Here is a 24,026-nt window from a genome sequence, read left to right as displayed (position 1 = left end):
CGATCATGGCCAAGCGCATCGACGTCAGCGGACTGTCGGCCTACTACGGCACCACCAAGGCCATCGAGGACATCTCGATGAGCATCGAGCCCCGCTCGGTGACCGCCTTCATCGGCCCCTCCGGCTGCGGCAAGTCCACCTTCCTGCGGACCCTGAACCGGATGCACGAGGTGATCCCCGGCGCCCGGGTCGAGGGCAAGGTCCTCCTGGACGACGAGAACCTGTACGCCTCCACCGTCGACCCGGTCGCCGTGCGCCGCTCGGTCGGCATGGTCTTCCAGCGCCCGAACCCGTTCCCGACCATGTCGATCTACGACAACGTGATCGCCGGCCTCCGGCTCGCGGGCGTGAAGAAGAAGTCCGTGCTGGACGAGGTCGTGGAGCGCTCGCTGAAGGGCGCCAACCTCTGGAAGGAGGTCCACAACCGGCTGAACAAGCCGGGGGCCGGCCTCTCCGGCGGTCAGCAGCAGCGCCTGTGCATCGCCCGCGCCATCGCGGTCGAGCCGCAGGTCCTGCTGATGGACGAGCCCTGCTCCGCGCTCGACCCGATCTCCACCCTCGCCATCGAGGACCTGATCGGTGAGCTCAAGGAGCAGTTCACCATCGTCATCGTGACCCACAACATGCAGCAGGCGGCCCGCGTCAGCGACCGCACCGCCTTCTTCAACCTGGCCGGCGTCGGCCAGCCGGGCAAGCTGGTCGAGCTGGACGACACCCAGCGGATCTTCTCCAACCCGTCGGTCCAGGCGACCGAGGACTACATCTCCGGCCGCTTCGGCTAGACCGGCACCGAGCTGCTCCACGGTGCTGCATGGCGGTGCCGCCGGGGAGCATGAGAAGGGCCCGCCCCCGAGATGTGGGGGCGGGCCCTGTCGCGTGCCGGACCGTCCGGGCTCAGCCCCGGACCACCGCGGCTCAGCCCCAGAACAGGTGGACGAACCAGTACACCAGCGCGGCGACGATCGCGGCCGCCGGCATCGTGATGAACCAGCCGAGCACGATGTTCTTGGCGACGCCCCAGCGCACCGCGCGGATCCGCTTGGTGGCCCCCACGCCCATGATCGCCGAGGTGATCACGTGGGTGGTGGAGATCGGCGCCTTGTAGACGAACGAGGTGATGTACATGACCGCCGAGGCGGTCGTCTCGGCCGCGAAGCCCTGCGGCGGGTCCAACTCGATGATCTTGCGGCCGAGGGTCCGCATGATCCGCCAGCCGCCCGCGTAGGTGCCCAGCGAGAGCATCGCGGCGCAGGAGATCTTCACCCAGACCGGGATGTCGTAGGTGGCCTGCTGGCCGGAGATGACCAGCGCCATCACCACGATGCCCATGGTCTTCTGGGCGTCCTGCAGACCGTGCGCCAGGGCCATCGCGGCGGCCGAGGCGGTCTGGGCGACCCGGAAGCTGCGCTTGGCCCGGTGCGGATTGGCCCGGCGGAAGATCCAGAGGATCGCCAGCATCACCAGGAAGCCGCCCACCAGGCCGACCACGGGCGAGACGACCATCGGGATGACGATCTTGTCGACGACACCGTCCCAGATCACCTCGGTGCCACCGGCCAGCGCCGCGCCCACCAGCCCGCCGAACAGGGCGTGCGAGGAGGAGGACGGCAGGCCGTAGTACCAGGTGACGAGGTTCCAGACGATCGCACCGATCAGGGCGGCGAACAGGATCGCCATCCCCTGGTCCCCCTTGGGGGTCTCGATGATCCCCTTGGAGACGGTGTGCGCCACACCGCTGCCGAGGAAGGCGCCGGCCAGGTTCATCACCGCGGCCATCGCCAGCGCGGCCCGGGGGGTGAGCGCCCGGGTCGACACCGAGGTGGCGATCGCGTTCGCCGAGTCGTGGAAGCCGTTGGTGTAGGTGAAGAAGAACGCAACGCCGATGACGACGATGAGTGCTGCCATGTCCACGGGGGTCAGGACTCCTTGACGGCGATGGTCTCCACCGTGTTGGCGACGTGCTCGAACGCGTCCGCCGCCTCCTCAAGGACGTCCACGACCTGCTTCAGCTTGAGCACCTCGATGGCGTCGTACTGACCGGAGAACAGGTGGGCGAGCAGCTTGCGGTGGATCTGGTCGGCCTGGTTCTCCAGCCGGTTGACCTCGATCCAGTACTCGGTGAGGTTCGACATGCTCCGCAGGTTCGGCATCGCCTCGGCGGTCAGCTCGGCGGCCCGCGCCAGGACCTCGATCTGCTGCTCGATCCCCTTCGGGAGGGTCTGGATGTCGTAGAGGACGACCAGGTCGACGGCCTCCTCCATGAAGTCCATGATGTCGTCCAGCGACGAGGCGAGGCTGTAGATGTCCTCGCGGTCGAAGGGCGTGATGAAGGACGAGTTCAGCTGGTGGAAGACGGCATGGGTGGTGTCGTCCCCGGCGTGCTCGGCGGCGCGCATGCGCTCGACGATCTCCGCACGGGCCGACACGTCTGATCCCAGCAGCTCCAGCAGGAGCTTCGATCCGACGACGAGGTTCTCCGCCGCGGCGGCGAACATGTCGTAGAAGCTCGTCTCCTTCGGGGTCAGGCTAAAACGCACGGAAATCTCCGATGTGCGGGGTAGGGACTGAACGATGCTAGGTGCAACCAAGCGCGATCACGCAAACGGGGGGCCGAGGAAGGAGTCGGAACCTCCCCTTCCGTTCGGCTGCCGCACCGGCCGATTTCCGACCGCACCGCCACGTGCCGACGCGAGCCCCCAGTCTGACGGAACCTCGCCCGGATTGTCCTCGTCGTGCGTGCGCGGGACCGGGGCGCCGCTCAGACGGGTGAACCGCCGGACGTCCCGGGCCGGACGCTTCGGCACATGCCGCGTCGGCCGTCGGAACACCACGTAGCGCCCGGGTGTTGGACACTGGTGGCCGACGCAGCCACCAGGCATCCAGACGAAGGCGGGCCGATGACCACGACGCAAGCGCGCACCGAGCCGGACCACGTGCCGGGCGCCGACCCGCACGCCGGCCACGCCGCCGACCCCGCGGCCGCCGCCGGACACCAGGGCGGGCACGGCCCGCACGGCTACAGCGCGCAGAAGGACGCCCACCTCAAGCGGCTGCGCCGGATCGAGGGCCAGATCCGCGGCCTCCAGCGGATGGTCGACGAGGACGTCTACTGCATCGACGTGCTCACCCAGGTCTCGGCCAGCACCAAGGCGCTGCAGTCCTTCGCGCTCTCCCTGCTGGAGGAGCATCTGCGGCACTGCGTCGCCGCGGCCGCCGAGCAGGGCGGCGCCGAGCTGGACGCCAAGGTGGCGGAGGCCACCGCCGCGATCAGCCGGCTGCTGCGCAGCTGACCCTCCGGCGCGTCGGCTGATCCGGATCCCGCGGACTCCCCCGGCCCGTCGGCTCCTTCGGCCGGGTCAGCCGTCGCCCTCCCGGTCGGCCTGCCCCGGCTCCGCCCGGTCGAGCAGCACCTCGTCGATCCGTTCGGTCGGCAGCCGGTCGCCGGAGCTGGCCGTCGCGGCGATCATCAGCTCGCCGGCCAGCTCGATCTCGTCGAGGGCCGCGTCGTCGTGGCCGCCGCTGCGGCCGCCCGTGGACGACACCACCTGCACCACCCCTTCAGTGCCTCGCCAGCCCGGGCGGCAGCCACCCGACGTCCAGCCTAGGCACTCCGGGGCCCGTCCACATGGCACGGACGGGCCATCTCGGCGCCGCCGAAACGGGTGGCCGCCGCTCCCCGGACGGCCACCCGCTCCGGCTGCGCCCGGTCTCTCCCCGGCGCCGGAGCGCTGCCCCGGCGGCCTACTTGGGACTCTCCGTGGGCTTCATCTGGTAGATGTCCGCAGCCGCCGGCTCGGCCGCCTCGACCGGCTTGCCGAAGTCCGTCAGCGAGACGGTCGAGGTCACCTTCACCTGGTCCTTGGGCTCCTTGGAGCCCGCCACCCCGGCGAAGGTGAACACCTCGACCACCTTGCGCAACCGGCCCTGGTCGTCCAGCCAGGCGTCGTACGGGACCTCCTTGACGGTGAAGGTCTGCGCACCCATCCGCAGGCCGTCCCCGCCCCGGCCGCCGGTCGCGTCGGCCGCCTTGGCCAGGTCCAGGGTGCCGCGGTAGTGGTGCAGCGCGACCCCGTCGGCGGTCTCGGTGCCGACCGCCTCCGCCTTCTGCGCCCCGCGCAGCGCCCCCGCCGCCGAGGCCGGGTCGGTCGCGCCGCTGCTGACCAGGTTGCCGTCCGGCAGCTGCCGCACGTCCAGCTTGACCCACTTGCCCTCGGGCACCTTGGCGCCGCTGTTCTGCAGGTAGACGGTGCCCGGCAGGACCACCTCGACGATCTTCCCGGTGGTCGCCGCGCCCGGCGGCACCTGGACCTCCAACCGGCCGATCCGCTTCACGTAGTCGTAGCCGCCGGTGCCGCTGAACGAGGCCTTCTTCTCGGCGGACTCCGTCACCAGCTCGGTGGCGGTGTGTGCGGAGCCGGTGCGCCCGGTGATGTCGGCTGCGTTGCGTACGGCCGTCAGCGGGTCCGCGGCGAGCTGGTCGGGGGCGCTCGACTGCTGGTCGGAGGAGCCGCTGCCGGAGCCGCCCGAGCAGCCGGCTGCCCCGGCCGCCAGCGCGGCGGCGAGCAGGGCGGCTCCGGCCGCCGAGCGCAGGTGCGGACCCGGACGGCACGCTGGCCGCCCGGTGCGCTGCTGGTCGGTCATCTTCATCCTCGCGACAACCCCCTCGGGCCCGTACTGCCCCGCCGGACACCGCCGGGTGGGCAGAGCTCTTTCCGGGCAAACGAGTTGGGCGGAGAAGGGTTACGGGTGCCGGCGCCCCGGCGGCGTCGCGCCCCGGCCGCCCGGCGCGTTACGGTGAACCACGTGCACAGTGAGCTGCCGGCCGCGCCCGGCACCCGGATGCCCGAGCACCGCCTCTCGATCAGCGAGCGCGGTTCCTTCGCCTACGCGACCTGCAGCTGCGGCTGGTACGCCCCGGCCCGCCGCTCCCGGGACCTGGCCCGCCGCGAGGGGGCCGACCACCTCGCCGAGAACAGCGTCGAGCCGGACTGACCGGCCGCCGCCTGGACTGACCGGCCGACCGGCGCGGTGGCCGGTCAGGCCGCGAGGTCGGACTCCGGCGGCTGCTCCTCGGCCCGCACCGCCCCGCGCCCGCGCCGCCGGCTGCGCCGGCCGTTCCCGGCCGGGGCCGCCCCGCCGCGCTCCGCCGCCCGGATCAGCGGGGCCACGGCCGTGCGGCTCAGCGCGTGGCAGAACGGGACCAGCACCGCCATCGCGATCGGCGCCAGCAGCAGCACCACGGCGACGGCGAGCGCGAAGCCGCCGATCACGTCGGTCGGGTAGTGCACGCCCATGAACATCCGGCAGAAGCCCTGCAGCAGGGCCAGCCCGCCGGCGATCCAGCCGAGTCGCCGGTTCACCAGGAACAGTGCCACCGCGACGCCCATCGTCATCGTCGAGTGGTCACTGACGAAGGAGTGCGTGCCGGCCTTGCCGTCCACCAGCACCAGCAGCCCCGGGTGGTCGACGAACGGGCGCGGACGGTCCACGATCGCGGCGATCGGCAGGTTGGCCAGCTCGGCGATGGCGACCGAGAGCGGCACCCAGAGCAGCCCGGCGACGGCCACCGGCGCGTCCGGACGGCGTCTGGCCTGCAGCCAGGCCACCAGCCCCAGCATGGCCAGGCCGATCAGGATGCCGTACTCGCCGATCCACGAGACCAGGTGGTCCAGCCACTGCGGGGAGCGTTTGGCCAGGCCGTTGACGGCGTAGAGCAGGCCGAGGTCGGGGTTGCTCGTGTCGGCAAGCGGCGTCGACACGCCGCACCTCCTTCTGGTCCGCTGCACCTGTTCGATACCGCCGGGGCCCACCCGGCGCGGACGGCTGACGAGGGGCCACCGGAAGAAACGTCATTTCCGGGACACAGCGTTCCACGGAAACGCGCAGTTATGGAAACTTGACTCAGCGTCCACACCGCGCACACAGGTCCCGGCCGACCCGCCCTACCTGGCCGCCGCGGCCTGCGCCGTCGCGTCCACCGGGGCTGCCGGAGCCGTCGTGGTCGCCGAGCCCGGCCGGCTCGGGGCGTTGACGGCACCGGCGCTGTTGCGGGTCGGCAGCGCCTGGGCCCCGTCCGTGGTGACCCGGGTCGCGCCGATGTACTCCTTGGTGTCGATCTTGTCGTAGCGGATCACCGCGTTGGTGTGCGGCGCGTTGATCATGTACCCGCCGCCGACGTAGATCCCGACGTGGTGGATGCTCCGCGGATCGCTCAGGTCGGTCGCCCAGAACACCAGGTCCCCCGGCCGCAACTGATCCCGCGACGGGTGCGGACCGGCGTACCACTGGTCGTTGGCCACCCGGGGCAGGCTGATCCCCACGCTCGCGAACGCGGCCACCGTCAGCCCCGAGCAGTCGAACCGCCCGTTCTGCGAGGGCAGCCCGTCACCGCCCCACAGGTACGGGGTGCCCAGCTTGGTCTGAGCGAAGTAGATCGCCCCCGCCGACTGCGGGGACACCTCCACCGGCGCGTTCGGCGTGCTCGGCGCGGTGAAGCTGCGGGCCATCGCCTGGATGTTCCGCACGTAGCCCTGGGTCTCCTTGTACGGCGGGATGCCCCTGTTGCTCGTCACCGCGTACGGGCCGGCGTTGTAGGCGGCCAGCATGTTGGCCTGCGGATCGCCCGGCACGCCCGAGACGTCCTTGGCGAGCGCGCAGTCGTAGACCGCTGCCGAGGCGATCGCGTCGAACGGGTCCCAGGGGTCCTTGCGGCCGTCCCCGTTCCCGTCCGTCCCGTACGTCGCCCAGGTGCCCGGCATGAACTGCGCCATTCCCTCCGCGCCGACACCGGAACGGGCCTTGGGGTCGAAACCGCTTTCCTGGTACAGCTGCGCCGCGAGCATCGGGGGAGAGATCTCCTGGCAGAGCGATCCCCACTTCTGGACCGCGTCCTGGTAGGCCCCGGGGACCGTTCCCGGAGAGAGGGCGGAACGATTCGCCGACTGCTGCGGCGTCCCACTCGCCGCATAAGTCCCCATCGTCACCAGCCCGATGAACCCGAACGCAACAACTCCCGCAGTGGCGGCGGCCATCCCGGCCTTCCGGAGTACCATCAGCACCATCCCGACGAATCGTCAGTCGAAGTGTCCCGGAAGGCGTTGCTCACCGCAATCATCAGAGATACAAAGAGTGAGCGCTATCCTTCGTACGGTGGACATCCTCGCGTACGTGTCCGAAGCCTCACGACCAATCCGCGAGAAGTAGCCAAGTCGACATCAGATCTGGCCAAGAATAGGTACCGACCCTTCGCGCGGGCCGGGTCCGGGCCCTTGAATTTGCCTGATCGGGCGGTGAGATGGAAATGAACCTGAGCAGCGTGCACACCCTTGCGGTCGGCCACCTGGCCGAGGACCCCCCAAAGAAGCCGAATATCGACACCATCATCGGCGGGATCGCCCCGGACTGGGGCCCGTTCGCGAGTCTCGGGTCGGAGGCCCGGGTGATGGTCGAGGTCATCATGGCCGTCGCCATCCTCGTCTGCCTCGGCATCGCCGTCTGGGGCGCGGCCAAGCAGCGGATCGGCGCGACCGCGATGCGCGACAGCTTCGGGGCCGAACAGGGCAAGGGACTGATCGTCGCCGGGCTGACCGGCGTGTTCATCATCGGATCACTCGGCACTCTGTTCACCATTGTCTACGGCATGGCGATCTGACGATCGGACAGCAGTAGTCCGGCTCGTCCGAGACCGGGTCCCCGTCCGGACCCCCTCCAGCGGCCGGCCTGCCAGGAGTCCACCCCCGTTCCCACCCTCCGTCCGCGCCCGCCACCGGCCGGAGGGCCCCCGGAGCCGCCCCCGGCTCCCCGCACCAGGAGGGCCGCCGTGCCGTTGTCCGACGACCAGCCGCACACCCGTACGCGGCTACCGGTCGGCGAACAGCCCTCCCCGCAGCCGAGCCTGCGTCAGTCGAGGCCCCTGCGCACCCTGCTGACCGTCCTCCTCGTGGTCACCCTGCTCGTCGTCGCCATCGCCATCGCCAACCGCGGCAAACCACCCCTCGGCAGCGGCAGCGGCAGCGGCAACTCCGCCGACCACGCCGCCCCCGGCGCGACCTCCGGCGCCGGCCCCGCCCCCAGCGGCGACCAGCCCGTCGGCACCACCGCCAACGGCATCCCGACCGGCTACCCGCACACCGACCCGGGTGCCCAGTCCGCCGCGGCCAACTACGCGGTCGCCATCGGCTCCGCGGACATGTTCCGCACCGACAACCGGCACACCATCGTCGCCACCATCGCCGACCCGGCCGCCGCCCCGGCGCTGCAGAGCCGACTGGACCAGGGGTTCGGCGGCGACACCGTCACCCGCTACGGCCTCGACGCCCAGGGCCGCGCCCCCAAGGGCCTCACCTTCGTCAGCCGCACCGTCCCGGTCGGCACCAAGTCGACGGGATACAGCGACAGCGACACCAAGGTCGAGGTCTGGTGCACCGGCCTCACCGGCCTCGCCGGCGAGCACTCCGTCCAACCGGTGACCGCGAACTGGTTCACCCTCACGCTCTCGCTGCACTGGACGGGCAGCGACTGGAAGCTCACCGACTTCACCAGCAGGCAGGGCCCCGCGCCGATGCCGGCAGACCAGCAGGCCGCCACCGCCGAGGAGATCACCGGTGCGGTCCAGCAGAACGGGGGGTTCCGCTATGCCCGGTGACCACACCTCACGCCGCTCCGCCGCGCGCCGCGCGGGAACACTGGGCGGTGCGCTGGCCACCCTGCAGGTAGCCGGGATGCTCGCGGCCCAACGGGTGTTCGCCGAGCCCTCGCCGACCGCTACGCCAACCTGCCAGAAGGTGGATCTCCCGATCCCGGGAAGTGACGCGGGGTGTGCCCCCAACGGTGCAGTCGTCATTCCTGGGAGCGGCACCGTGGGGACGGTGACCGATCCGCTCGGGTCGTTGGCGAAGAGTTGTGCGCAGGCGGCGGCTTGGGTGGTGCGGAACCTGTCGGGGGCGATCGACGGGACGACGCAGGTGGACTTCACCAATGCGTCGTTCCTGCAGCAGTACGCCGTGGTGTTCGCGGTGTCGACGGTGATCACGCTGGTGTTGTGGTTGCTGGCGGTGACGAAGCGGGCGGTGCGGGGGGCGCCGTTGACGTCGGCGTTCTCGGAGGCGATCGGGTTCCTGTGGCTGACGGTGGTGGCGTCGGCGTTCACGCCGTTGATCCTGTACACCGTGGTGAGCGTGACGGACGGGCTGACCAAGGCGATCGCGGTCGGGACGAAGACGGACACCGGGTCCTACCTGGGCGGGTTCGCCGACACCTTGGAGAAGGGGAACGTCGGCGGCGGGCCGTTGATCCTGGTGCTGGTGTCGCTGGTGGCGGTGCTGGCGGCGGCGGTGCTCTGGATCGAGCTGCTGATCCGGGCGGCGATGCTGTACGTGGGTGCGCTGCTGGGGACGGCGGTGTACGCGGGGCTGGTGGACAAGCAGCTGTGGAAGCACGTGCGCCGGTGGGCGGGGGTGATGCTGGCGGTGGACCTGGCGAAGCCGATCATCGTGGTCATCCTCGGCCTGGCGGGCGCGGTGGCGACCGGGGCCGGGGCCAGTGACGACTTCGCCCGGGTGCTGTCGGGGTTGGCGATCCTGTTCCTGTCGATCTTCGCCAGTGCCGCGATCTACCGTTTCGTGCCGGGCTTCGGCGACGAGATCCTGAACATGCGCCAGGCCCGGGCGAACGCGGTGCAGGCGGGTTCGGCGATGATCAACGGCACCGCGAACCTGATGAAGCAGGGCATCACCACCCACGGCGACCGCGGCGCGGGGGCGGGCGGGGGTGGCGGTGGTGGTGCGGGCGGCTCGGTCGCGCCGGGCATCGCCGCTCATGCCGGTCGGACGCCGGCTCCGCCGCCGCAGGCCGGGCCGCCGCAGGCCGCTCCGGTTCCGATCCGCGACAGCAATCCAGCGAAGGGAGGGTGACGGGTAAGTGAGCAGCGAACCGCTCGGCCAGTACGGCGCCCAGTACGCCCAGCCGTACGTGCACCAGCGCCGCACCTACCTGATCGGCAAGGCCCGCCCGAACGCGCCGATCGGCCGGAACCGGGAGTCCGGCGAGATCGTGCTGATCATCTTCGGGGCGTTCCTCGGCATGCTCTGGGGCCTGTTGATGCCCGTCCTGCCGCTGCGGATCGGCGGTCTGGTCGGTCTGCCGGCGCTCGCCATCGCGGCGGTGTACGTGCCGTACCGCAAGCGCACGTTCTACAAGTGGGTGGAGATCAACCGCACCTACCGTCGGACGGTCCGCAGCGGGCGGGCGGTGTGGCGTTCGGACGTGATGGACGCCGGGACGCGGCTGGACGGCCGGGAGGTGGAGGTCGGCCCGCCGCCCGGGGTGGGGCGGCTGCGCTGGCTGACCGCGCCGTTCGGACCGGACGAGGTCGGGGTGCTGATGCACCTGGAGCGGCGGACGGTGACGGCCGCGATCGAGATCGAGGGCCCGGGTGTCGGGCTGCGCGACTCGGAGGACCAGGAGGCGCTGGTCGACCGCTTCGGGACGCTGTTGAAGCACGTCGCCAACGGGGACGGCTTCGTGACCCGGCTGCAGATCCTGGCCCGCACCCTGCCGGCCGACCCCGATGCGCACGCCAAGGACGTGGAGCGCCGCGGCGACCCGGCCTCGCCGCGCTGGCTGCAGGACTCGTACGACCAGCTGCAGTCGATGGTGTCGACCTCCTCCGAGCAGCACCGGGCGTACCTGGTGGCCTGCATGCACTACACCCGTGACCTGGCCGCCGAGGCGCACGCGATGGGCCGCAGTGCCGATGGGCGGAGTGCGACCGGCCGACGGGTGCGGGACGACGAGGGGCTGGCGGCCGTGATGGCGCGCGAGCTGACCGACATCTGCGCCCGGCTGGCCGAGGCGGACATCCGGGTGCGCCAGCCGCTGGGCCAGGCCCGGCTCTCCTCGCTGCTGCACTCGATGTACGACCCGGACCACCCGATCGACCACATCCAGGCGATGTCCCGGCGCAACGCCTGGCCGGCCGAGCTGGACGCCACGCACCCGCAGTACCTGCAGGCGAAGACGCGCGAGTCGGCGACCCGTGCGCCGTGGTGCCACGCCACCGCGTGGATCAAGGAGTGGCCGCTCACCCCGGTGGGCGTCAACTTCCTGGCGCCGCTGCTGGTGCACACCCCGGACGTGATCCGGACGGTCGCGGTGACGATGGACCTGGAGCCCACCGACGTCGCGATCGAGCGGATGCTGACCGAGAAGACCAACGACGAGGCGGAGGCCAGCCGCGCGGCCAAGATGAACCGCACGGTCGACCCGCGCGACCTGGCGCACACCGGCCGGGTGGACCAGCGCGGTGACGACCTGGCCTCCGGCGCGGCCGGGGTGAACCTGGTCGGCTACATCACGGTCTCCTCGCGCAGCCCCGACGCGCTGGCCCGCGACAAGCGGACCATCCGGGCCTCGGCCGGCAAGAGCTACCTCAAGCTGGAGTGGTGCGACCGCGAGCACCACCGGGCCTTCGTCAACACCCTTCCGTTCGCGACCGGCATCCGCCGCTGACACCGCTGCGGATCCCCGCACCCCGTCCGACCGTTCCGCCGACTCAGGGAGGCCGCACATGGCGCTCGGCAACCTCACCGACGCCTTCACCAGCCTGATGTTCGGCAAGGTGGAGACCACCCGCCTGCCCGTGCGCACCTCCACCGGCCAGGCGCAGGCGGTCTACCTGCCCACCGCGGCGCCGGGGCTGGGCGATTCGGGCGTGATCATCGGGCGGGAGGTGTACAGCGGCAAGGGGTACGTGTACGACCCCTTCCAGCTGTACGGGCAGCAGCTGCCGGCTCCGCACTGGCTGGTGCTCGGCGAGTCCGGCAACGGCAAGTCGGCGCTGGAGAAGACGTACGTGCTGCGGCAGTTGAGGTTCCGTGACCGTCAGATCGTGGTGCTCGACGCGCAGGGCGAGGACGGCGTCGGCGAGTGGAACCTGATCGCCGACGCGCTGGGCATAAAGCCGATCCGGCTGGACCCGATGGCGGCCCGGGACGGCGGGGTGAAGCTCAATCCGCTGGATCCGGCGATCACCCAGACCGGGCAGCTGTCGCTACTGCGCACCATCATCGAGGTGGCGATGGGGCGCGGCCTGGAGGAGCGGGCCGGCTTCGCGCTGAAGGCCGCGCACGCCCACGTGGTGGCCTCGGTGCAGGACCGCCAGCCGGTGCTGAACGACATCATCGACACCCTGCGCAGCCCCGAGCTGTCCTCGGTGGAGTCGCTGGGCGTGGCGGTGGACGAGGTGCAGTCCTGGGGCCTGGACGTGGCGCTGGTGCTGGACCGGCTGGTCGACGGTGACCTGCGGGGGATGTTCGACGGGCCGACCACCGAGGGCATCGACCTGGACGCGCCGCTGATCGTCTTCGACCTCTCGCACATCGACCGCAACTCGATCGCGATGCCGATCCTGATGGCGATCGTCGGGGTGTGGCTGGAGCACACCTGGATCCGGCCGGACCGGAAGAAGCGGATCTTCCTGGTCGAGGAGGCCTGGCACATCATCAACAGCCCCTTCGTGGCGCAGCTGTTCCAGCGGCTGCTGAAGTTCGGCCGTCGGCTCGGGCTCTCCTTCGTCGCGGTGGTGCACCACCTGTCGGACGTGGTGGACGGCGCGGCGGCGCGGGAGGCGTCGGCGATCCTGAAGATGGCCTCCACCCGGACGATCTACATGCAGAAGGCCGAGGAGGCGCGGGCCACCGGCCGGGTGCTGGGTCTGCCGCGCTGGGCGGTGGAGATCATCCCGACCCTGTCGCCGGGCATCGCGGTCTGGGACGTCAACGGCAACGTCCAGGTGGTCAAGCACATCATCACCGAGGCCGAGCGGCCGCTGGTGTACACCGACCGGGCGATGACCGAGGACGCGGTGGCCGAACGCGTGCGGGCGGAGCGCCAGTTGGCGGCCGAGCCGGGGGTCTGAGCCGGGTCTGAGTCGGGTTCAAGCCAGGGCCGAGGCAGGGGTCTGCGCAGTCTGCGCACCCCGCGGACGGCGATGGTTCGTCAGGAGGTAATGCTCTCGTTACGTTCGACGTCCTGACAGCTACGCGCGTTGACCCTAGGCTTCACAGGCGCAACACATGCCCGTACGCCGATGCTGTCCGCAGCCCGGTGCTCCTCCGAGGTGCAGGGGACCCCTCTCATGCTCACCGTCAGATCCCGACGGACGGCGCTCGCCGTCGTCGCCGCCGCCGGTCTGCTCGGCACGGTGGCCGTGCCGACGGCCGCCCAGGCCGCCGACGCCAAGCGTCACAAGACCGTCAACCTCCAGCTGCTGGCGATCAACGACTTCCACGGCAACCTGGAGCCCCCGGCCGGCTCTTCCGGCACGGTCAAGGAGATCGACCCGGCCACCGGCAATGAGGTCTCCACCCCGGCCGGCGGCATCGAGTACCTGGCCACCGAGCTGCGCAAGGCCCGGATCCCGGCCGACGACTCGATCACCGTCGCGGCCGGCGACATCGTCGGTGCCAGCCCGCTGACCTCGGCGCTGTTCCACGACGAGCCGACCATCGAGGCGATGGACAAGCTCGGCCTGGACGTCACCTCCGTGGGCAACCACGAGTTCGACGAGGGCGCGCAGGAGCTGCTGCGGATGCAGGAGGGCGGCTGCCACCCGACCGACGGCTGCTACGAGCCCGGCCGCACCTTCAAGGGCGCCAACTTCAACTACCTGTCGGCGAACGTCACCGACGAGAAGACCGGCAAGAACCTGCTGCCGCCGTACTGGGTGACCAAGTCCCAGGGCGTGAAGATCGGCTTCATCGGCGTCACCCTGGAGGGCACGCCCAACATCGTGACCGCCGAGGGCGTCAAGGGCCTGAAGTTCGCCAACGAGGTCACCACGATCAACAAGTACGCCGCCGAGCTCAAGGCGAAGGGCGTCAACTCGATCGTCGCGCTGATCCACGAGGGCGGCTACCCGGCCTCCAGCGTCTACAACTACGACTGCGGCGCGGCCGGCCAGGGCATCTCCGGCCCGATCGTCGACATCGCGAAGAAGATCGACCCGGCGGTCGGTGCCATCGTCACCGGCCACACCCACAACGCGTACGCCTGCAGCATCCCCGACCCCAACGGCGTCCCGCGCTCGGTGACCAGTGCCGCCTCCTTCGGCCGGCTCTTCACCGAGATCGACATGAAGCTGGACAAGACCACCGGCGAGATCGTCCGCCCCTCGGTCAAGGCCGAGAACCACGTGGTGCGCCGTACGGTCGAGAAGGCGCCCGACATGACGGCGCTGGTCGACCACTACCAGAAGCTGGCCGCCCCGATCGCCAACCGCCCGATCGGCTACATCGGTTCGGACATCAACGGCCGCGGCAGCAGCGACCTGGAGAAGCCGCTCGGTGACGTGATCGCCGACGCGCAGCTCGCGGGGCTGGCCCCGGCGGACAAGGGCGGGGCGCAGCTCGCCTTCATGAACCCGGGCGGCATCCGCTCCGACCTGGTCTACAAGGCCTCCGGCAGCGAGGGCGACGGGGTGGTGACCTACGGCGAGGCGTTCACCGTCCAGCCGTTCACCAACATGATGCAGGTCAAGACGCTGACCGGGGCCCAGCTGGTCCAGCTGCTCCAGCAGCAGGTCAGCGGCCCCAACGGCGCCGCGCCGAAGATCCTCCAGGTGTCGTCGAACCTGCACTACACCCTGGACATGCGCAAGACCGGCGCGGACCGGGTGCTCGTGGACTCGATCCGGCTGAACGGCGCGCCGCTCGACCCGGCCGCCAAGTACCGCGTCGCGGCCAACGAGTTCCTGGCCGGCGGCGGCGACGGCTTCCCGGCCTTCGCGGCCGGCACCGACAAGCTCGTCGGCGGCTCCGACCTGGACGTCTTCACCGCCTACCTGGGTGCCCACAGCTCGGCGGGTGCGCCGCTGCAGGCCCCGGCGCAGGACCGGATCAAGGTCATCGGCCCGGGCAGCGACATCGACTGACCGTGCGCCGGACGGGGCCCTGGGCCCCGGGGACGGGCGGGGCGCTGTCGGGGCGCCCCGCCCGTTCCGTTCTTCCGGTGCCCTGCCCCGGCTGCTCCTGGGCGGCTTACTCCGGGGCGGGCCCGCCGGGCAGCCGGACGGTGGCCAGCGCGCCGGGACCGCCGTCCGTGGCCGGGCCGAGGGTGACCTCCCCGCCCGCGTCCCGGACGCTCTGTGCGACGATCGACAGCCCGAGGCCGGAGCCGGGCAGCTGCCGCGAGGACGGCGAGCGCCAGAACCGGTCGAAGACGTACTGCAGTTCGTCCGGCGGGATGCCGGGGCCGTGATCGCGGACGGTCAGCACGCCCTGTCGCAGCCGGATGTCGATGGTGCCGCCGGGCGGGCTGTACTTGACCGCGTTGTCCAGCAGGTTGATCACCGCCCGCTCCAGCCCGGCCGCGTCGCCGTGCACGTACCAGGGCTCGGTGCTCGTCTCGAAGACCAGCCCCGGGCCGCGCAGCTTCGCCCGTTCCACGGCCCGCCCGGCGATCTCGTGCAGGGCGACCACGGCGAGGTTCGGCCCGGTCTTGGGGGAGTCCGGGCGGGAGAGCTGCAGCAGGTCGCCGATCAGGACGGTGAGCTCCTGCATCTGCGCCTTCATGTTGCCCAGCAGCTTGGTCTTGGTGGCGGCGGGCAGCGGGCGGCCGGTGTCGTTGCTGCGGATCAGCAGGTCGACGTTGGTGCGCAGCGAGGTGAGCGGGGTGCGGAGCTCGTGGCCGGCGTCGGCGATCAGCCGGGTCTGGCGCTCGCGCGAGTTGGCGAGGGCGGTGCTCATGGAGTTGAACGAGGTGGAGAGCCGGGCGATCTCGTCGTCCCCGTGGACGGGGATGGTGGTGCCGACCTCCTCGGTGCGGGCGATGTGCTCGACGGCGTCGGTGAGTTGGTCCACCGGTTTGAGGGAGGAGTGGGCGACCAGGCGGCCGGCGACGGCGGCGAGCAGGATGCCGCCGACGGAAACCGAGCCGAGGAGGATGGCGAGGCCTTGGAGGGAGTCCTCGACGGGCTGGGTGGGGGTCGCGACCATCACGAGGACGGGCCCGAAATTGAAGCTGCGTGCGGTGGAGATCCGGACGATCGCGGGATCCCCGTTGGTGTACTGGCCGTCCCGGATGATCGATTGTCCGGGCTTCAGGCGGAATGCGTCGGTGTCGCCGGACTTGAGCACGATGGCTCTTGTGGCATTCGGTGGCAGACAGACCTGGACGGGATTGGTCAGAACGTACTGCGTGTCCCTGGAGACGGGCCCGTTGGCCTCCTGGCTGCTGGGCGCTTCGGCGAGGGCCGCCTCCGGGGTGGCCGGGCAGGGAATGTTGAGAGTCACTCTGGGAGGCAGCGGTGCGTTCGCCAGGTCCGTCCGGACCTGGTTGTAGAGCTGCTTCTCCACGATGAACCAGCACGCCAGCGCCGACAGTGCGATGGCCACCGCCACCGCCGCCGCGCTCAGGAAGGTGAGGCGGCTGCGCAGGGAGCGGGAGCGGAACCAGTGGACGAGGCGCCGACGGCGGCCGGGGGTGCGGGGCGGGGCCAGCGGCGGGGGCGGGACGCTGGTCACGCGCCGGCGCCGGCGGCCGGGCGCAGGGCGTAGCCGACGCCGCGTACGGTCTGGATCAGGCGGGGCATGCCGCCCTGTTCGGTCTTGCGGCGCAGGTACATCACGTACACGTCCAGGGAGTTGGAGGAGGGCTCGAAGTCGAAGCCCCAGACCGCCTTCAGGATCTGTTCGCGGGTGAGGACCTGGCGGGGGTGGGCGAGGAACATCTCCAGCAGCATGAACTCGGTGCGGGTGAGTTCGATCGGCTTGCCGGCCCGGGTGACCTCGCGGGTGGCGGTGTTCATCCGCAGGTCGGCGAAGGCGAGGACCTCGCTCTCGTCCTCGGCGGCGGCGCGGGCGGCGGCCTCGGCGGCGAGGGCGTTGCGGCGCAGCAGGGCGCGGACGCGGGCGAGCAGTTCGTCGAGTTCGAAGGGCTTGGCGAGGTAGTCGTCGGCGCCGACGTCGAGGCCGGTGACGCGGTCGCCGACGGCGTCGCGGGCGGTGAGCATCAGCACCGGGACGGTGTCGCCGCGCGAGCGCATCCGGCGGACGGCGGTGAGGCCGTCCATCCGGGGCATCATGATGTCCAGCAGGACGAGGTCGGGCCGGTCGCGTTCGACGGACTCCAGTGCTTCGTAGCCGTCCGTGGCGGTGGCGACCTCGTAGCCCTCGAAGGCGAGGCTGCTCTCCAGGGCGTCCCGGAGGGCGGGTTCGTCGTCGACCACGAGGAGCCGGGCGGCGGGGTGGCCGGGCTCGGCGGGGGTGCGGTCGTCGGCGGACGGGGTCATGGGCGGGTGCCCTTTCTCGTCGGGTGGAGGGCCTGCTGGGTCTGCTGGGAGCAATTGTCCGTCGTGCGGCTGGTGGCCCGGGCGGTTTGGCCCGGAAGGCGGGCTCTAGAGGTTCTGGCCGGCTTCGAGCTTCGGCAGGACCTGCTTGATGTCGTTGATCGGGATGGCGAAGCCGAGGCCGACGCTTCCGGCGGTGCCGCCGCCGGCGGTGGAGCTGGTGCCGTTCGGGGCGTACATGGCCGAGTTGATGCCGATGACCTGGCCGTTGGCGTTGATCAGCGGGCCGCCGGAGTTGCCGGGGTTGAGGGCGGCGTCGGTCTGGAAGGCCTTGTAGGTGGTGGTGCTGCCGCTGTTCGACTGGGGCGTGCTGCCGCGCATGCCGGGCAGGGTGGGGAAGCCGAAGCCGCCGTTGCCGCTGGTGGTGCCCTCGTCGAGCTGGACGGTGACGTCGCGGTTCTCGGCGCTGATGATGCCGGAGGTGACGGTGCCGGTGAGGCCGTCGGGGTTGCCGATGGCGACGACCGGGTCGCCGACGGCCACGCCGGAGGAGTCGCCGAGGACGGCGGGGGTGAGGTCGCGGGCGCCGGTCGCGGTGATCACGGCGACGTCGAGGGCCTTGTCGGTGCCGGTGACGGTGGCCTGGGCGGTGGAGCCGTCCTTGAAGGTGACGGTGATCCGGCCGCCCTTGGTCGCGGTGTCGATCACGTGGTAGTTGGTGAGGATCCGGCCGTCCTTGTCGAGGACGACGCCCGTTCCGGTGGCGGTGCCGTTGCCGTTCTTGACGGTGATCTGGACGACGCTGGGCGAGACGGCGGCGGCGATGGCGGGCACGTTCGCGCTGCCGTCGCTGCGGGCGGAGACCGGGCTGGCGACGGCGGCGACCCGGGTGTCGCCGGACTGCCGGTCGGCGGCGACCACTCCGCCGGTGACCCCGCCGATCACGGCGGCGATCGCGGCGACGGCGGTCACCAGGGCGAGCCGGCCGCGCAGCAGGCCGCGCCGGGCCCGGCCGCCGTGGCCGCCGTGGCCCTCGGGGGAGCCGGGGCCGATGAGGGTGGGCGGCTCGGGCGGCATGGGCGGGGGAGGGGGCGGTCCGTCGAAGCCGCCGGCGGAGTGGTCCTCGCGGTAGGCGTACCCCGCCGGGCCGGTGGTGGCGTCGGTGCCGCGGCCGAGCACGGTGCCCTCGATGACCCGGGGCTCGTACGGGCCGTAGTGATCGCCGTGCTGGTTGGGGTGCTGCTGCTGTTCGCTCATGCCGACCAAGCTCCGCCCGGTGGATGAGGAGTGGATGAGAACCGGCTCAGAAGGGGGAGAGAAGCCCGTTGGGTTCTCATAAAGCCTGGTCAGGCGGCCGGTGGAGCGGATTCGGGGATTCCGGATCCGCTCCGTCCGCGGATCCGCTCCGCCCGCGGCCGGCCGGGTGCTACTCCGCCCCGGAGCGGCCGGGCGGCGGCCCGTCGCAGCCGCAGGAGCGGCGGATGACCAGGCGGGACGGGAACTTGCGGACCCGCTCGGTATCCGAGCCGGGCACCATCAGGGAATCGTCCAGGACCAGGTCCACGGCGGCCCGGGCCATCGCGTCGCGGTCGGAGGCGACGGTGGTCAGCGGCGGATCGGCGAGCGCGGCCTCCGGGACGTCGTCGAAGCCGGCCACCGCGAGGTCCTCGGGGACGCGCAGGCCGACCTCGCGGGCGGCCCGCAGCACGCCGATGGCCTGGTCGTCGGTGGAGCAGAAGATCGCCCGCGGCCGGTCCGGCGAGCGCAGCACGCCGAGCGCGACCTCGTACGCGCCGTAGCGGTGGAAGGGCGCGTCGATCAGGTGCGGCTCGGTGGGGACGCCGTGCGCGTCCATGGCGCGCTGCCAGCCCTCGACGTGGTCGATGACCGGGTCGCCGGGGGCGGGGGACTCGACCGGGCCGCCGAAGCAGGCCACGTACGGGTGCCCGTGCACTTCCAGCAGGTGGCGCACGACGGCCTCGGCGCCGCCCACGTCGTCGGTGACCACCGCGACGTCGTCGATCGCCTCGGGACGGCGGTGCAGCAGCACCACCTTGGCCCCCTCCATCGCGGCGAACTCCTCGGCGGCGCGCTGCGAGGGGCCCTGGCTGACCAGGATCAGGCCGGAGACGCGCATCCCGAGGAAGGCGCGGACGTAGTGGACCTCGCGGTCGTCGACGTAGTCGGAGTTACCGATCAGCACGAGCTTTCCGCGCTCGGAGGCGGCTCGTTCGACGGCGTGCGCCATCTCGGCGAAGAAGGGCTGGCGGGCGTCCGGGACGACCATGCCGATCAGGTTGGTCCGGCGGGAGGCCATCGCCTGGGCGACGCTGTTCGGCCGGTAGCCGAGCTGCTCGATCGCTGCGAGGACCTTCTCCTTGGTCGCGGGCGCGACCGGGCGCGGCCCGTTGTTGATGACATAGCTGACGACCGCGGTCGAGGTCCCAGCCAGTCGGGCTACATCGTCGCGCGTCACTTTGGCCACGGGTGGAGTCTACGCGTGTGGCCTTCGGGGCGGCAGTGGGAGCTGGGGCCGCGGCCCGGTGGACGGCGGGTGACTCCGGGATGAACCGGACAAGCCGGGCGGGGGACGGCCCGCCCGGCCGGCCCGGCTCGTCGGTCAGGCTTCCAGGGGGCTGGCGGGCCGCTGGGCGAGCTCCGGGCGCTCGCCCTTCTCGGGCTTCTCCGGGACGACGAAGCGGTAGCCGACGTTGCGCACGGTGCCGATCAGCTGTTCGTGCTCCACGCCGAGCTTGGCGCGCAGCCGCCGGACGTGCACGTCCACCGTGCGGGTGCCGCCGAAGTAGTCGTAGCCCCAGACCTCCTGCAGCAGCTGCGCCCGGGTGAAGACCCGGCCGGGGTGCTGGGCGAGGTACTTGAGCAGCTCGAACTCCTTGAAGGTGAGGTCGAGCGCCCGGCCCTTGAGCTTCGCGGAGTAGGTGGCCTCGTCGACGGAGAGGTCGCCGTTGCGGATCTCCATCGGGCTGTCGTCGGTGACGACCTGGAGGCGGCCCAGCGCCAGCCGCAGCCGGGCCTCGACCTCGGCCGGGCCGGCGGTGTCCAGCAGGACGTCGTCGATGCCCCACTCGGCGGTGACGGCGGCCAGGCCGCCCTCGGTGACCACCAGGATCAGCGGGCAGCCGATGCCGGTGGAGCGCAGCAGCTGGCAGAGGCTGCGGATCTGCGGCAGATCGCGCCGGCCGTCGACCAGGATGACGTCGGCGCTGGGGGTGTCCACCAGGGCCGAGCCCTCGGCGGGGGCCACCCGGACGTTGTGCAGCAGCAGTCCGAGGGCGGGCAGTACCTCGGCCGACGGTTGCAGCGCGTTGGTGAGCAGGAGGAGAGAACTCATACCCGGTGGTCCCCTTTCCGGGTCGTCGCGGTCGCGTTACGGCTGCCGCCACAGCCGGATGGCGCACGTGCTGAGGGGGAGGAGAGGCGGACGGGCGCCCGGGGCGTACCGAGGGAGCGGACGGCGCGCAGGGCGCGACGGCGGACCCGCCGGGGGTCCCGCAACCCCTGGCGCACCGTTTCTGCCCTGTTCATCACCGTGAACCCTCCGGTCTGGCCCGATGCCGGGTGGCGGCCCGGTGCCGGTGGCGACACCCCGGCCGGCCGGGGCACGTCGTTGTGCCGCGTCGAGCGGGGCGGTTCCCGCGGTACGCCGGGGGTGGGCCGACGAATCGCACGAACGTCCGTACTGGCGTCCTGAAAGCACAAAAGGACCCGGGGGCGACTCTGCCCGGATCCCTCTTGGTGGTCGAGGATAGCCGACCTCCTCGCGCACCGGGAGTGCCCGAATCAGGCGGTTCCCCCATTTCGGGCGTGCGCCGGGTGAGTCTGGACACAGCGTCGGGCGCCGCCGCGCACCGGTCGGGCCGGGCCGATTGCCGGTCGTGGCGGCGGACACGCCATCATGGGACGCACGTCGGCGGCGTTGCGCGGGTCCATCGTTCGGGTGGTCGGGCGGCCGTCGGCGGCGAGCCGGACCGGGGCACCGGGGCCGGGCGAGGACGACGAGAAGGGGTGGCCCCATGGGTGCGACCACCGAGCCCGCGAGCGGCGCCCGGGTGCGCGGGACGATCCGCTACTGGGCGGCGGCGAAGTCCGAGGCCGGGCTGGCCGAGGAGCCGTACGAGGCGGCGACCCTGGCGGAGGCGCTGACGGCGGCCAAGGAGCGGCACGCCGACCGGCCCAAGCTCGTCCAGTTGCTCGGGCACTGCTCGTACCTGGTCGACGGCGCCCAGGTGGGCGGCCGGGACCACGCGACCGTCGCCCTGACCGAGGGCGGGACGGTCGAGGTCCTTCCGCCGTTCGCGGGAGGGTGAGCGGCGTGACGGACATGAACAACCCGAACCAGGGCGGCGGCTACGGCGAGTGGCCGGCGCAGCAGCCACAGGCACCGCATCAGCCGCAGGCGCCGCAGCACGCGCAGCACGCGCAGCACCCGCAGCAGCCGGGGCACCCGGCGGCGCCGTACGGCTACCCGGTGGACGACGCGGCGGCGACCACGCTGATGCCGCCGGTGCCGGCGTTCGACGACGGCCCCGCCACGACGTTGCTGCCGCCGGTGCCCGCGTTCGAGGACGGGCCCGCGACCACGCTGCTGCCGCCGGTGGTGGTCTCCGGCGCGATGCCGGTCGCGCCGCCCGCCGGGCCGCCGCGGCACGCCGGGCCGGCTCCGGTGCAGGACCAGCAGCAGCACCAGCACCGCCGGCAGCACCAGGCCCAGCGGCACCAGGCCCAGGCTCCGCGGCCGTCCGAGCAGCAGGCGCCGCAGCAAGCCCCGCACCAGCCGCGGGCCCGGCACGCGGCCCCGGCGCCGCAGCCCGCCGCTGCGCCGCAGTCGGCGGAGGCCTTCGACTCGCCGACCATGACGCTCAAGCGTCCGGCCGCCCCCGGCCCGGTGGGCGCCCCCGGCGTGCCGCCGTTCGGGGCGGTCCCGGCGCAGCCCGTACCGCCGGCGCAGCCCGTTCCGCCGGCCGGTCCGCGCGGCCGGACCGGTTCACCGATCATCGACCCGGGCCTGCAGCCGGCCCTGATCACGGCCGGCGCGGCCGCGCTGCTGGCCGGCGGCGCCGCGCTCGGGCAGGTGGCGCTGGCCCTGGTGGTGGCGGTGCTGCAGCTGCTGACGGCGGCCGGGTGGTTCCGGCTGAACGGCATGTGGCCGGCCCGGCAGGGCATCCTGCTCGCCGCGCTGTCCGGGTTCACCGCCGACGCGGCGGTGCTGCTGGCGGACTCCGACGGCGGTGTGGCCGCCGTCGTGGGGACGCTGGGCGGGTTCTTCCTGCTGGTCCTGGTGCTGCAGACGTTCCGTCCGTCGGATCCGAAGGAGCGGTTCTACGCGCTGACCGTGCTGGGTTCGGCGACCGTGGTGACGGCGCTGTGCACCACGCTGCTGCTGGCGGAGTGGGTGCCGGCCGGGGTGGGCGCGGTCGCGCTGGCCACCGTGCTGGCGGCGGCTCCGCTGCCCGGGCCGAAGCAGCTGGGCCCGGTCCTGGGCCTGGCGGCGGCCGTGGCGCTGGGGCTGTTGGTCGGCGCGCCGCTCGCGCTGGGTGCGCTCGCCGGGCTGGGCGCGCTGGTCGGCCGAAGGGTCGCGGCGTACGACTTCCCGTCCCGGTTCGTGCACATGACGGCGGGCGTGGCGCTTCCGCTCGCGGTGGCCGCGCCGCTGATCTGGATGGCCACCGACCTGCTGGCCTGACCCCCGCCCCCGTCGGGGCCGCTTCCCGCCGACGTCCCGCCCCGGAACCATGCTCCGGGGCGGGACGTCGTACGGTCGAGCACAGCGACCGACGACTACAGCGACCGACGACCACAGCGACCGACCGACTACGGCGAACGGCGACGACGGGGGACACGATGCGCGGATGGCTGAAGGCCACGATCAGCCTGGCGGTGCTCGGCGGCCTCCTGGTGGGTGCCGACCGGATCGCGGTCGGCGTGGCCGAGGACGAGGCCGCCGACCGGATCGTGAAGAGCGGCCGGATGAGCCAGCGGCCGGACGTGTCGATCGAGGGCTTCCCGTTCCTCACCCAGGTGCTGTCGATGAAGCTGGACGACGTCCGGATCTCCGCCGACGGCCTGACCGTCGGTGACAGCAGCCACCAGGTGGCGCTGCACTCGTTCAAGGCCAAGCTCTCCGGCGTCGCGGTGAGCGACAGCATGAGCAGCGCCACGGTGGACAGCGGCACCGGCAGCGGGGTGATCTCCTACCCGGACCTCGCGCAGCTGCTGCCGCCCGCCTCCCAGCTGCTGCACGGGGCCAAGCTGCCGGTGGGCAGCAGCACCCGGCTGAACCTGGCGTACGGCGGGCCGGGCAAGGTCAAGGCCTCGCTGGGGCCGATCGCGATCGGCGAGGGCACCGTGCACAACGACGGGAACACCGTCACCGTGGACGGCTTCCGGCTGAGCTCGCTGGCCGGGATGGTCGCCGGGATCACCAACCAGCAGATCGAGCCGATGAGCTTCACCCTCGACACGCTGCCGGCCGGGCTGAAGCTGGCCGCCAAGGACGGCGACAAGGACGGGGTGACGCCGCTGCCGGAGGGGCTGCAGCTGACCTTCGACGGCAAGGGCGTCAAGCTCCTGGGCTGAGCCCCGCCACCGGGCACTGCCGGTCCGACCACCGGGCCCGGCCGCCGGGCCTCGCCGCCGGGCTCTGCCGCCGACATCTGCCGAATCGTTCCGCTCCGCGAGACGCGCTGTTCCAGCGCCGACCGCGGAGCGGTGTCGTTTCCGC

General features: G+C 72.1%; 23 protein-coding genes. 12 read left to right on the top strand and 11 right to left on the bottom strand.

The genetic code is table 11. The annotated features are described in order from the left end of the window. The first annotated feature begins 5 nt into the window (after positions 1 to 5). On the top strand, positions 6 to 782 hold the full coding sequence (pstB, locus tag CRP52_RS14060; RefSeq protein ID WP_097236709.1) for a phosphate ABC transporter ATP-binding protein PstB: 777 nt from the start codon (positions 6 to 8) through the stop codon (positions 780 to 782). Between the two features lie 133 nt (positions 783 to 915). On the opposite strand, the gene CRP52_RS14055 is transcribed toward pstB, so the two are convergent. Then, the gene (locus CRP52_RS14055; RefSeq protein ID WP_097236708.1) at positions 916 to 1,911 is read right to left on the bottom strand and encodes an inorganic phosphate transporter; all 996 of its coding nucleotides are present in this window, start codon (positions 1,909 to 1,911) and stop codon (positions 916 to 918) included. A gap of 5 nt (positions 1,912 to 1,916) precedes the next feature. Then, on the bottom strand, positions 1,917 to 2,537 hold the full coding sequence (locus tag CRP52_RS14050; RefSeq protein ID WP_030059626.1) for a DUF47 domain-containing protein: 621 nt from the start codon (positions 2,535 to 2,537) through the stop codon (positions 1,917 to 1,919). A gap of 360 nt (positions 2,538 to 2,897) precedes the next feature. On the opposite strand from CRP52_RS14050, the gene CRP52_RS14045 reads away from it, so the two are divergent. Beyond that, positions 2,898 to 3,290, top strand: a complete 393-nt coding sequence (locus CRP52_RS14045; protein ID WP_097236707.1) for a metal-sensitive transcriptional regulator — start codon at positions 2,898 to 2,900, stop codon at positions 3,288 to 3,290. A gap of 66 nt (positions 3,291 to 3,356) precedes the next feature. Here the strand turns inward: CRP52_RS14045 and CRP52_RS14040 are convergent, their stop codons facing one another. Then, the gene (locus CRP52_RS14040; protein ID WP_373560490.1) at positions 3,357 to 3,545 is read right to left on the bottom strand and encodes a hypothetical protein; all 189 of its coding nucleotides are present in this window, start codon (positions 3,543 to 3,545) and stop codon (positions 3,357 to 3,359) included. 196 nt (positions 3,546 to 3,741) lie between these two features. Further along, entirely contained in the window at positions 3,742 to 4,641 is a 900-nt protein-coding gene (locus tag CRP52_RS14035) for a hypothetical protein (RefSeq protein WP_097236705.1), read from the bottom strand. A gap of 162 nt (positions 4,642 to 4,803) precedes the next feature. Here CRP52_RS14035 and CRP52_RS14030 point away from each other — a divergent pair, with 162 nt between their 5' ends. Then, positions 4,804 to 4,992, top strand: coding sequence for a hypothetical protein (locus CRP52_RS14030; RefSeq protein ID WP_179852623.1), 189 nt, complete (start codon positions 4,804 to 4,806; stop codon positions 4,990 to 4,992). 44 nt (positions 4,993 to 5,036) lie between these two features. On the opposite strand, the gene CRP52_RS14025 is transcribed toward CRP52_RS14030, so the two are convergent. Then, positions 5,037 to 5,759 (bottom strand): phosphatase PAP2 family protein, encoded by a 723-nt coding sequence (locus CRP52_RS14025; protein WP_179852793.1) that lies wholly within the window; start codon positions 5,757 to 5,759, stop codon positions 5,037 to 5,039. A gap of 183 nt (positions 5,760 to 5,942) precedes the next feature. Then, entirely contained in the window at positions 5,943 to 7,052 is a 1,110-nt protein-coding gene (locus tag CRP52_RS14020) for a C40 family peptidase (RefSeq protein ID WP_097240075.1), read from the bottom strand. Between the two features lie 248 nt (positions 7,053 to 7,300). Between CRP52_RS14020 and CRP52_RS14015 the strand changes: the two genes are divergently transcribed. From CRP52_RS14015 to CRP52_RS13990, 6 genes are all read left to right on the top strand, one after another. After that, on the top strand, positions 7,301 to 7,651 hold the full coding sequence (locus CRP52_RS14015) for a hypothetical protein (protein ID WP_257032468.1): 351 nt from the start codon (positions 7,301 to 7,303) through the stop codon (positions 7,649 to 7,651). Between the two features lie 168 nt (positions 7,652 to 7,819). Beyond that, positions 7,820 to 8,644, top strand: a complete 825-nt coding sequence (locus CRP52_RS14010) for a hypothetical protein (protein WP_097236704.1) — start codon at positions 7,820 to 7,822, stop codon at positions 8,642 to 8,644. Next, on the top strand, positions 8,634 to 9,911 hold the full coding sequence (locus CRP52_RS14005) for a hypothetical protein (protein WP_097240074.1): 1,278 nt from the start codon (positions 8,634 to 8,636) through the stop codon (positions 9,909 to 9,911). The genes CRP52_RS14010 and CRP52_RS14005 overlap by 11 nt, the downstream gene beginning before the upstream one ends. A gap of 7 nt (positions 9,912 to 9,918) precedes the next feature. Next, positions 9,919 to 11,508: an SCO6880 family protein gene (locus CRP52_RS14000; RefSeq protein ID WP_257032467.1), complete on the top strand. Its 1,590-nt coding sequence runs from the start codon at positions 9,919 to 9,921 to the stop codon at positions 11,506 to 11,508. 58 nt (positions 11,509 to 11,566) lie between these two features. Next, positions 11,567 to 12,916, top strand: a complete 1,350-nt coding sequence (locus CRP52_RS13995; protein WP_097236703.1) for an ATP-binding protein — start codon at positions 11,567 to 11,569, stop codon at positions 12,914 to 12,916. 219 nt (positions 12,917 to 13,135) lie between these two features. Next, positions 13,136 to 14,929: a bifunctional metallophosphatase/5'-nucleotidase gene (locus CRP52_RS13990; protein ID WP_097236702.1), complete on the top strand. Its 1,794-nt coding sequence runs from the start codon at positions 13,136 to 13,138 to the stop codon at positions 14,927 to 14,929. A 106-nt stretch (positions 14,930 to 15,035) separates the two neighbouring features. On the opposite strand, the gene CRP52_RS13985 is transcribed toward CRP52_RS13990, so the two are convergent. The 5 genes from CRP52_RS13985 to CRP52_RS13965 all read right to left on the bottom strand — a co-directional run bounded on the left by CRP52_RS13985 (position 15,036) and on the right by CRP52_RS13965 (position 20,636). After that, positions 15,036 to 16,520 (bottom strand): HAMP domain-containing sensor histidine kinase, encoded by a 1,485-nt coding sequence (locus CRP52_RS13985; protein WP_257032466.1) that lies wholly within the window; start codon positions 16,518 to 16,520, stop codon positions 15,036 to 15,038. Further along, positions 16,517 to 17,287 (bottom strand): response regulator transcription factor, encoded by a 771-nt coding sequence (locus tag CRP52_RS13980; protein ID WP_097236701.1) that lies wholly within the window; start codon positions 17,285 to 17,287, stop codon positions 16,517 to 16,519. Before CRP52_RS13980 ends, CRP52_RS13985 begins: the two co-directional genes overlap by 4 nt. A 105-nt stretch (positions 17,288 to 17,392) precedes the next feature. Continuing rightward, a complete protein-coding gene (locus CRP52_RS13975; protein ID WP_306458859.1) occupies positions 17,393 to 18,541 on the bottom strand; it encodes a S1C family serine protease in 1,149 nt (382 codons plus the stop codon). A gap of 169 nt (positions 18,542 to 18,710) precedes the next feature. Beyond that, entirely contained in the window at positions 18,711 to 19,769 is a 1,059-nt protein-coding gene (locus tag CRP52_RS13970; RefSeq protein WP_097236700.1) for a LacI family DNA-binding transcriptional regulator, read from the bottom strand. Positions 19,770 to 19,904: 135 nt separating this feature from the next. Beyond that, positions 19,905 to 20,636 carry a response regulator transcription factor gene (locus CRP52_RS13965; RefSeq protein ID WP_097236699.1) on the bottom strand — a complete coding sequence of 244 codons (732 nt, stop codon included), beginning with the start codon at positions 20,634 to 20,636 and terminating at the stop codon, positions 19,905 to 19,907. Positions 20,637 to 21,318: 682 nt separating this feature from the next. Here CRP52_RS13965 and CRP52_RS13960 point away from each other — a divergent pair. The 3 genes from CRP52_RS13960 (at position 21,319) to CRP52_RS13950 (ending at position 23,881) form a co-directional block, all read left to right on the top strand. After that, complete coding sequence (locus tag CRP52_RS13960; RefSeq protein WP_097236698.1) at positions 21,319 to 21,612, top strand: MoaD/ThiS family protein; 294 nt, start codon at positions 21,319 to 21,321, stop codon at positions 21,610 to 21,612. A gap of 5 nt (positions 21,613 to 21,617) precedes the next feature. Then, on the top strand, positions 21,618 to 22,988 hold the full coding sequence (locus tag CRP52_RS13955) for a hypothetical protein (protein WP_097236697.1): 1,371 nt from the start codon (positions 21,618 to 21,620) through the stop codon (positions 22,986 to 22,988). A gap of 158 nt (positions 22,989 to 23,146) precedes the next feature. After that, the gene (locus CRP52_RS13950; RefSeq protein ID WP_097236696.1) at positions 23,147 to 23,881 is read left to right on the top strand and encodes an LmeA family phospholipid-binding protein; all 735 of its coding nucleotides are present in this window, start codon (positions 23,147 to 23,149) and stop codon (positions 23,879 to 23,881) included. The last annotated feature ends 145 nt before the right edge of the window (positions 23,882 to 24,026 follow it).

Source organism: Streptomyces sp. 1331.2, assembly GCF_900199205.1.
Taxonomy (GTDB): Bacteria; Actinomycetota; Actinomycetes; order Streptomycetales; family Streptomycetaceae; genus Kitasatospora.
Note: the sequence above shows the minus strand (reverse complement) of the source record. Positions and strands in the feature narration are given on the sequence as shown.

Excerpts from the sequence above, each read along its gene's own strand:
- CRP52_RS13975 (WP_306458859.1), bottom strand. The coding sequence starts at position 18,541 with ATGAGCGAACAGCAGCAGCACCCCAACCAGCACGGCGATCACTACGGC.
- CRP52_RS14035 (WP_097236705.1), bottom strand. The coding sequence starts at position 4,641 with ATGACCGACCAGCAGCGCACCGGGCGGCCAGCGTGCCGTCCGGGTCCG.
- CRP52_RS13990 (WP_097236702.1), top strand. The coding sequence starts at position 13,136 with ATGCTCACCGTCAGATCCCGACGGACGGCGCTCGCCGTCGTCGCCGCC.
- CRP52_RS13995 (WP_097236703.1), top strand. The coding sequence starts at position 11,567 with ATGGCGCTCGGCAACCTCACCGACGCCTTCACCAGCCTGATGTTCGGC.
- CRP52_RS13950 (WP_097236696.1), top strand. The coding sequence starts at position 23,147 with ATGCGCGGATGGCTGAAGGCCACGATCAGCCTGGCGGTGCTCGGCGGC.
- pstB (WP_097236709.1), top strand. The coding sequence starts at position 6 with ATGGCCAAGCGCATCGACGTCAGCGGACTGTCGGCCTACTACGGCACC.
- CRP52_RS14045 (WP_097236707.1), top strand. The coding sequence starts at position 2,898 with ATGACCACGACGCAAGCGCGCACCGAGCCGGACCACGTGCCGGGCGCC.
- CRP52_RS13960 (WP_097236698.1), top strand. The coding sequence starts at position 21,319 with ATGGGTGCGACCACCGAGCCCGCGAGCGGCGCCCGGGTGCGCGGGACG.
- CRP52_RS14005 (WP_097240074.1), top strand. The coding sequence starts at position 8,634 with ATGCCCGGTGACCACACCTCACGCCGCTCCGCCGCGCGCCGCGCGGGA.
- CRP52_RS13965 (WP_097236699.1), bottom strand. The coding sequence starts at position 20,636 with ATGAGTTCTCTCCTCCTGCTCACCAACGCGCTGCAACCGTCGGCCGAG.
- CRP52_RS13980 (WP_097236701.1), bottom strand. The coding sequence starts at position 17,287 with ATGACCCCGTCCGCCGACGACCGCACCCCCGCCGAGCCCGGCCACCCC.
- CRP52_RS14020 (WP_097240075.1), bottom strand. The coding sequence starts at position 7,052 with ATGGTACTCCGGAAGGCCGGGATGGCCGCCGCCACTGCGGGAGTTGTT.
- CRP52_RS14015 (WP_257032468.1), top strand. The coding sequence starts at position 7,301 with ATGAACCTGAGCAGCGTGCACACCCTTGCGGTCGGCCACCTGGCCGAG.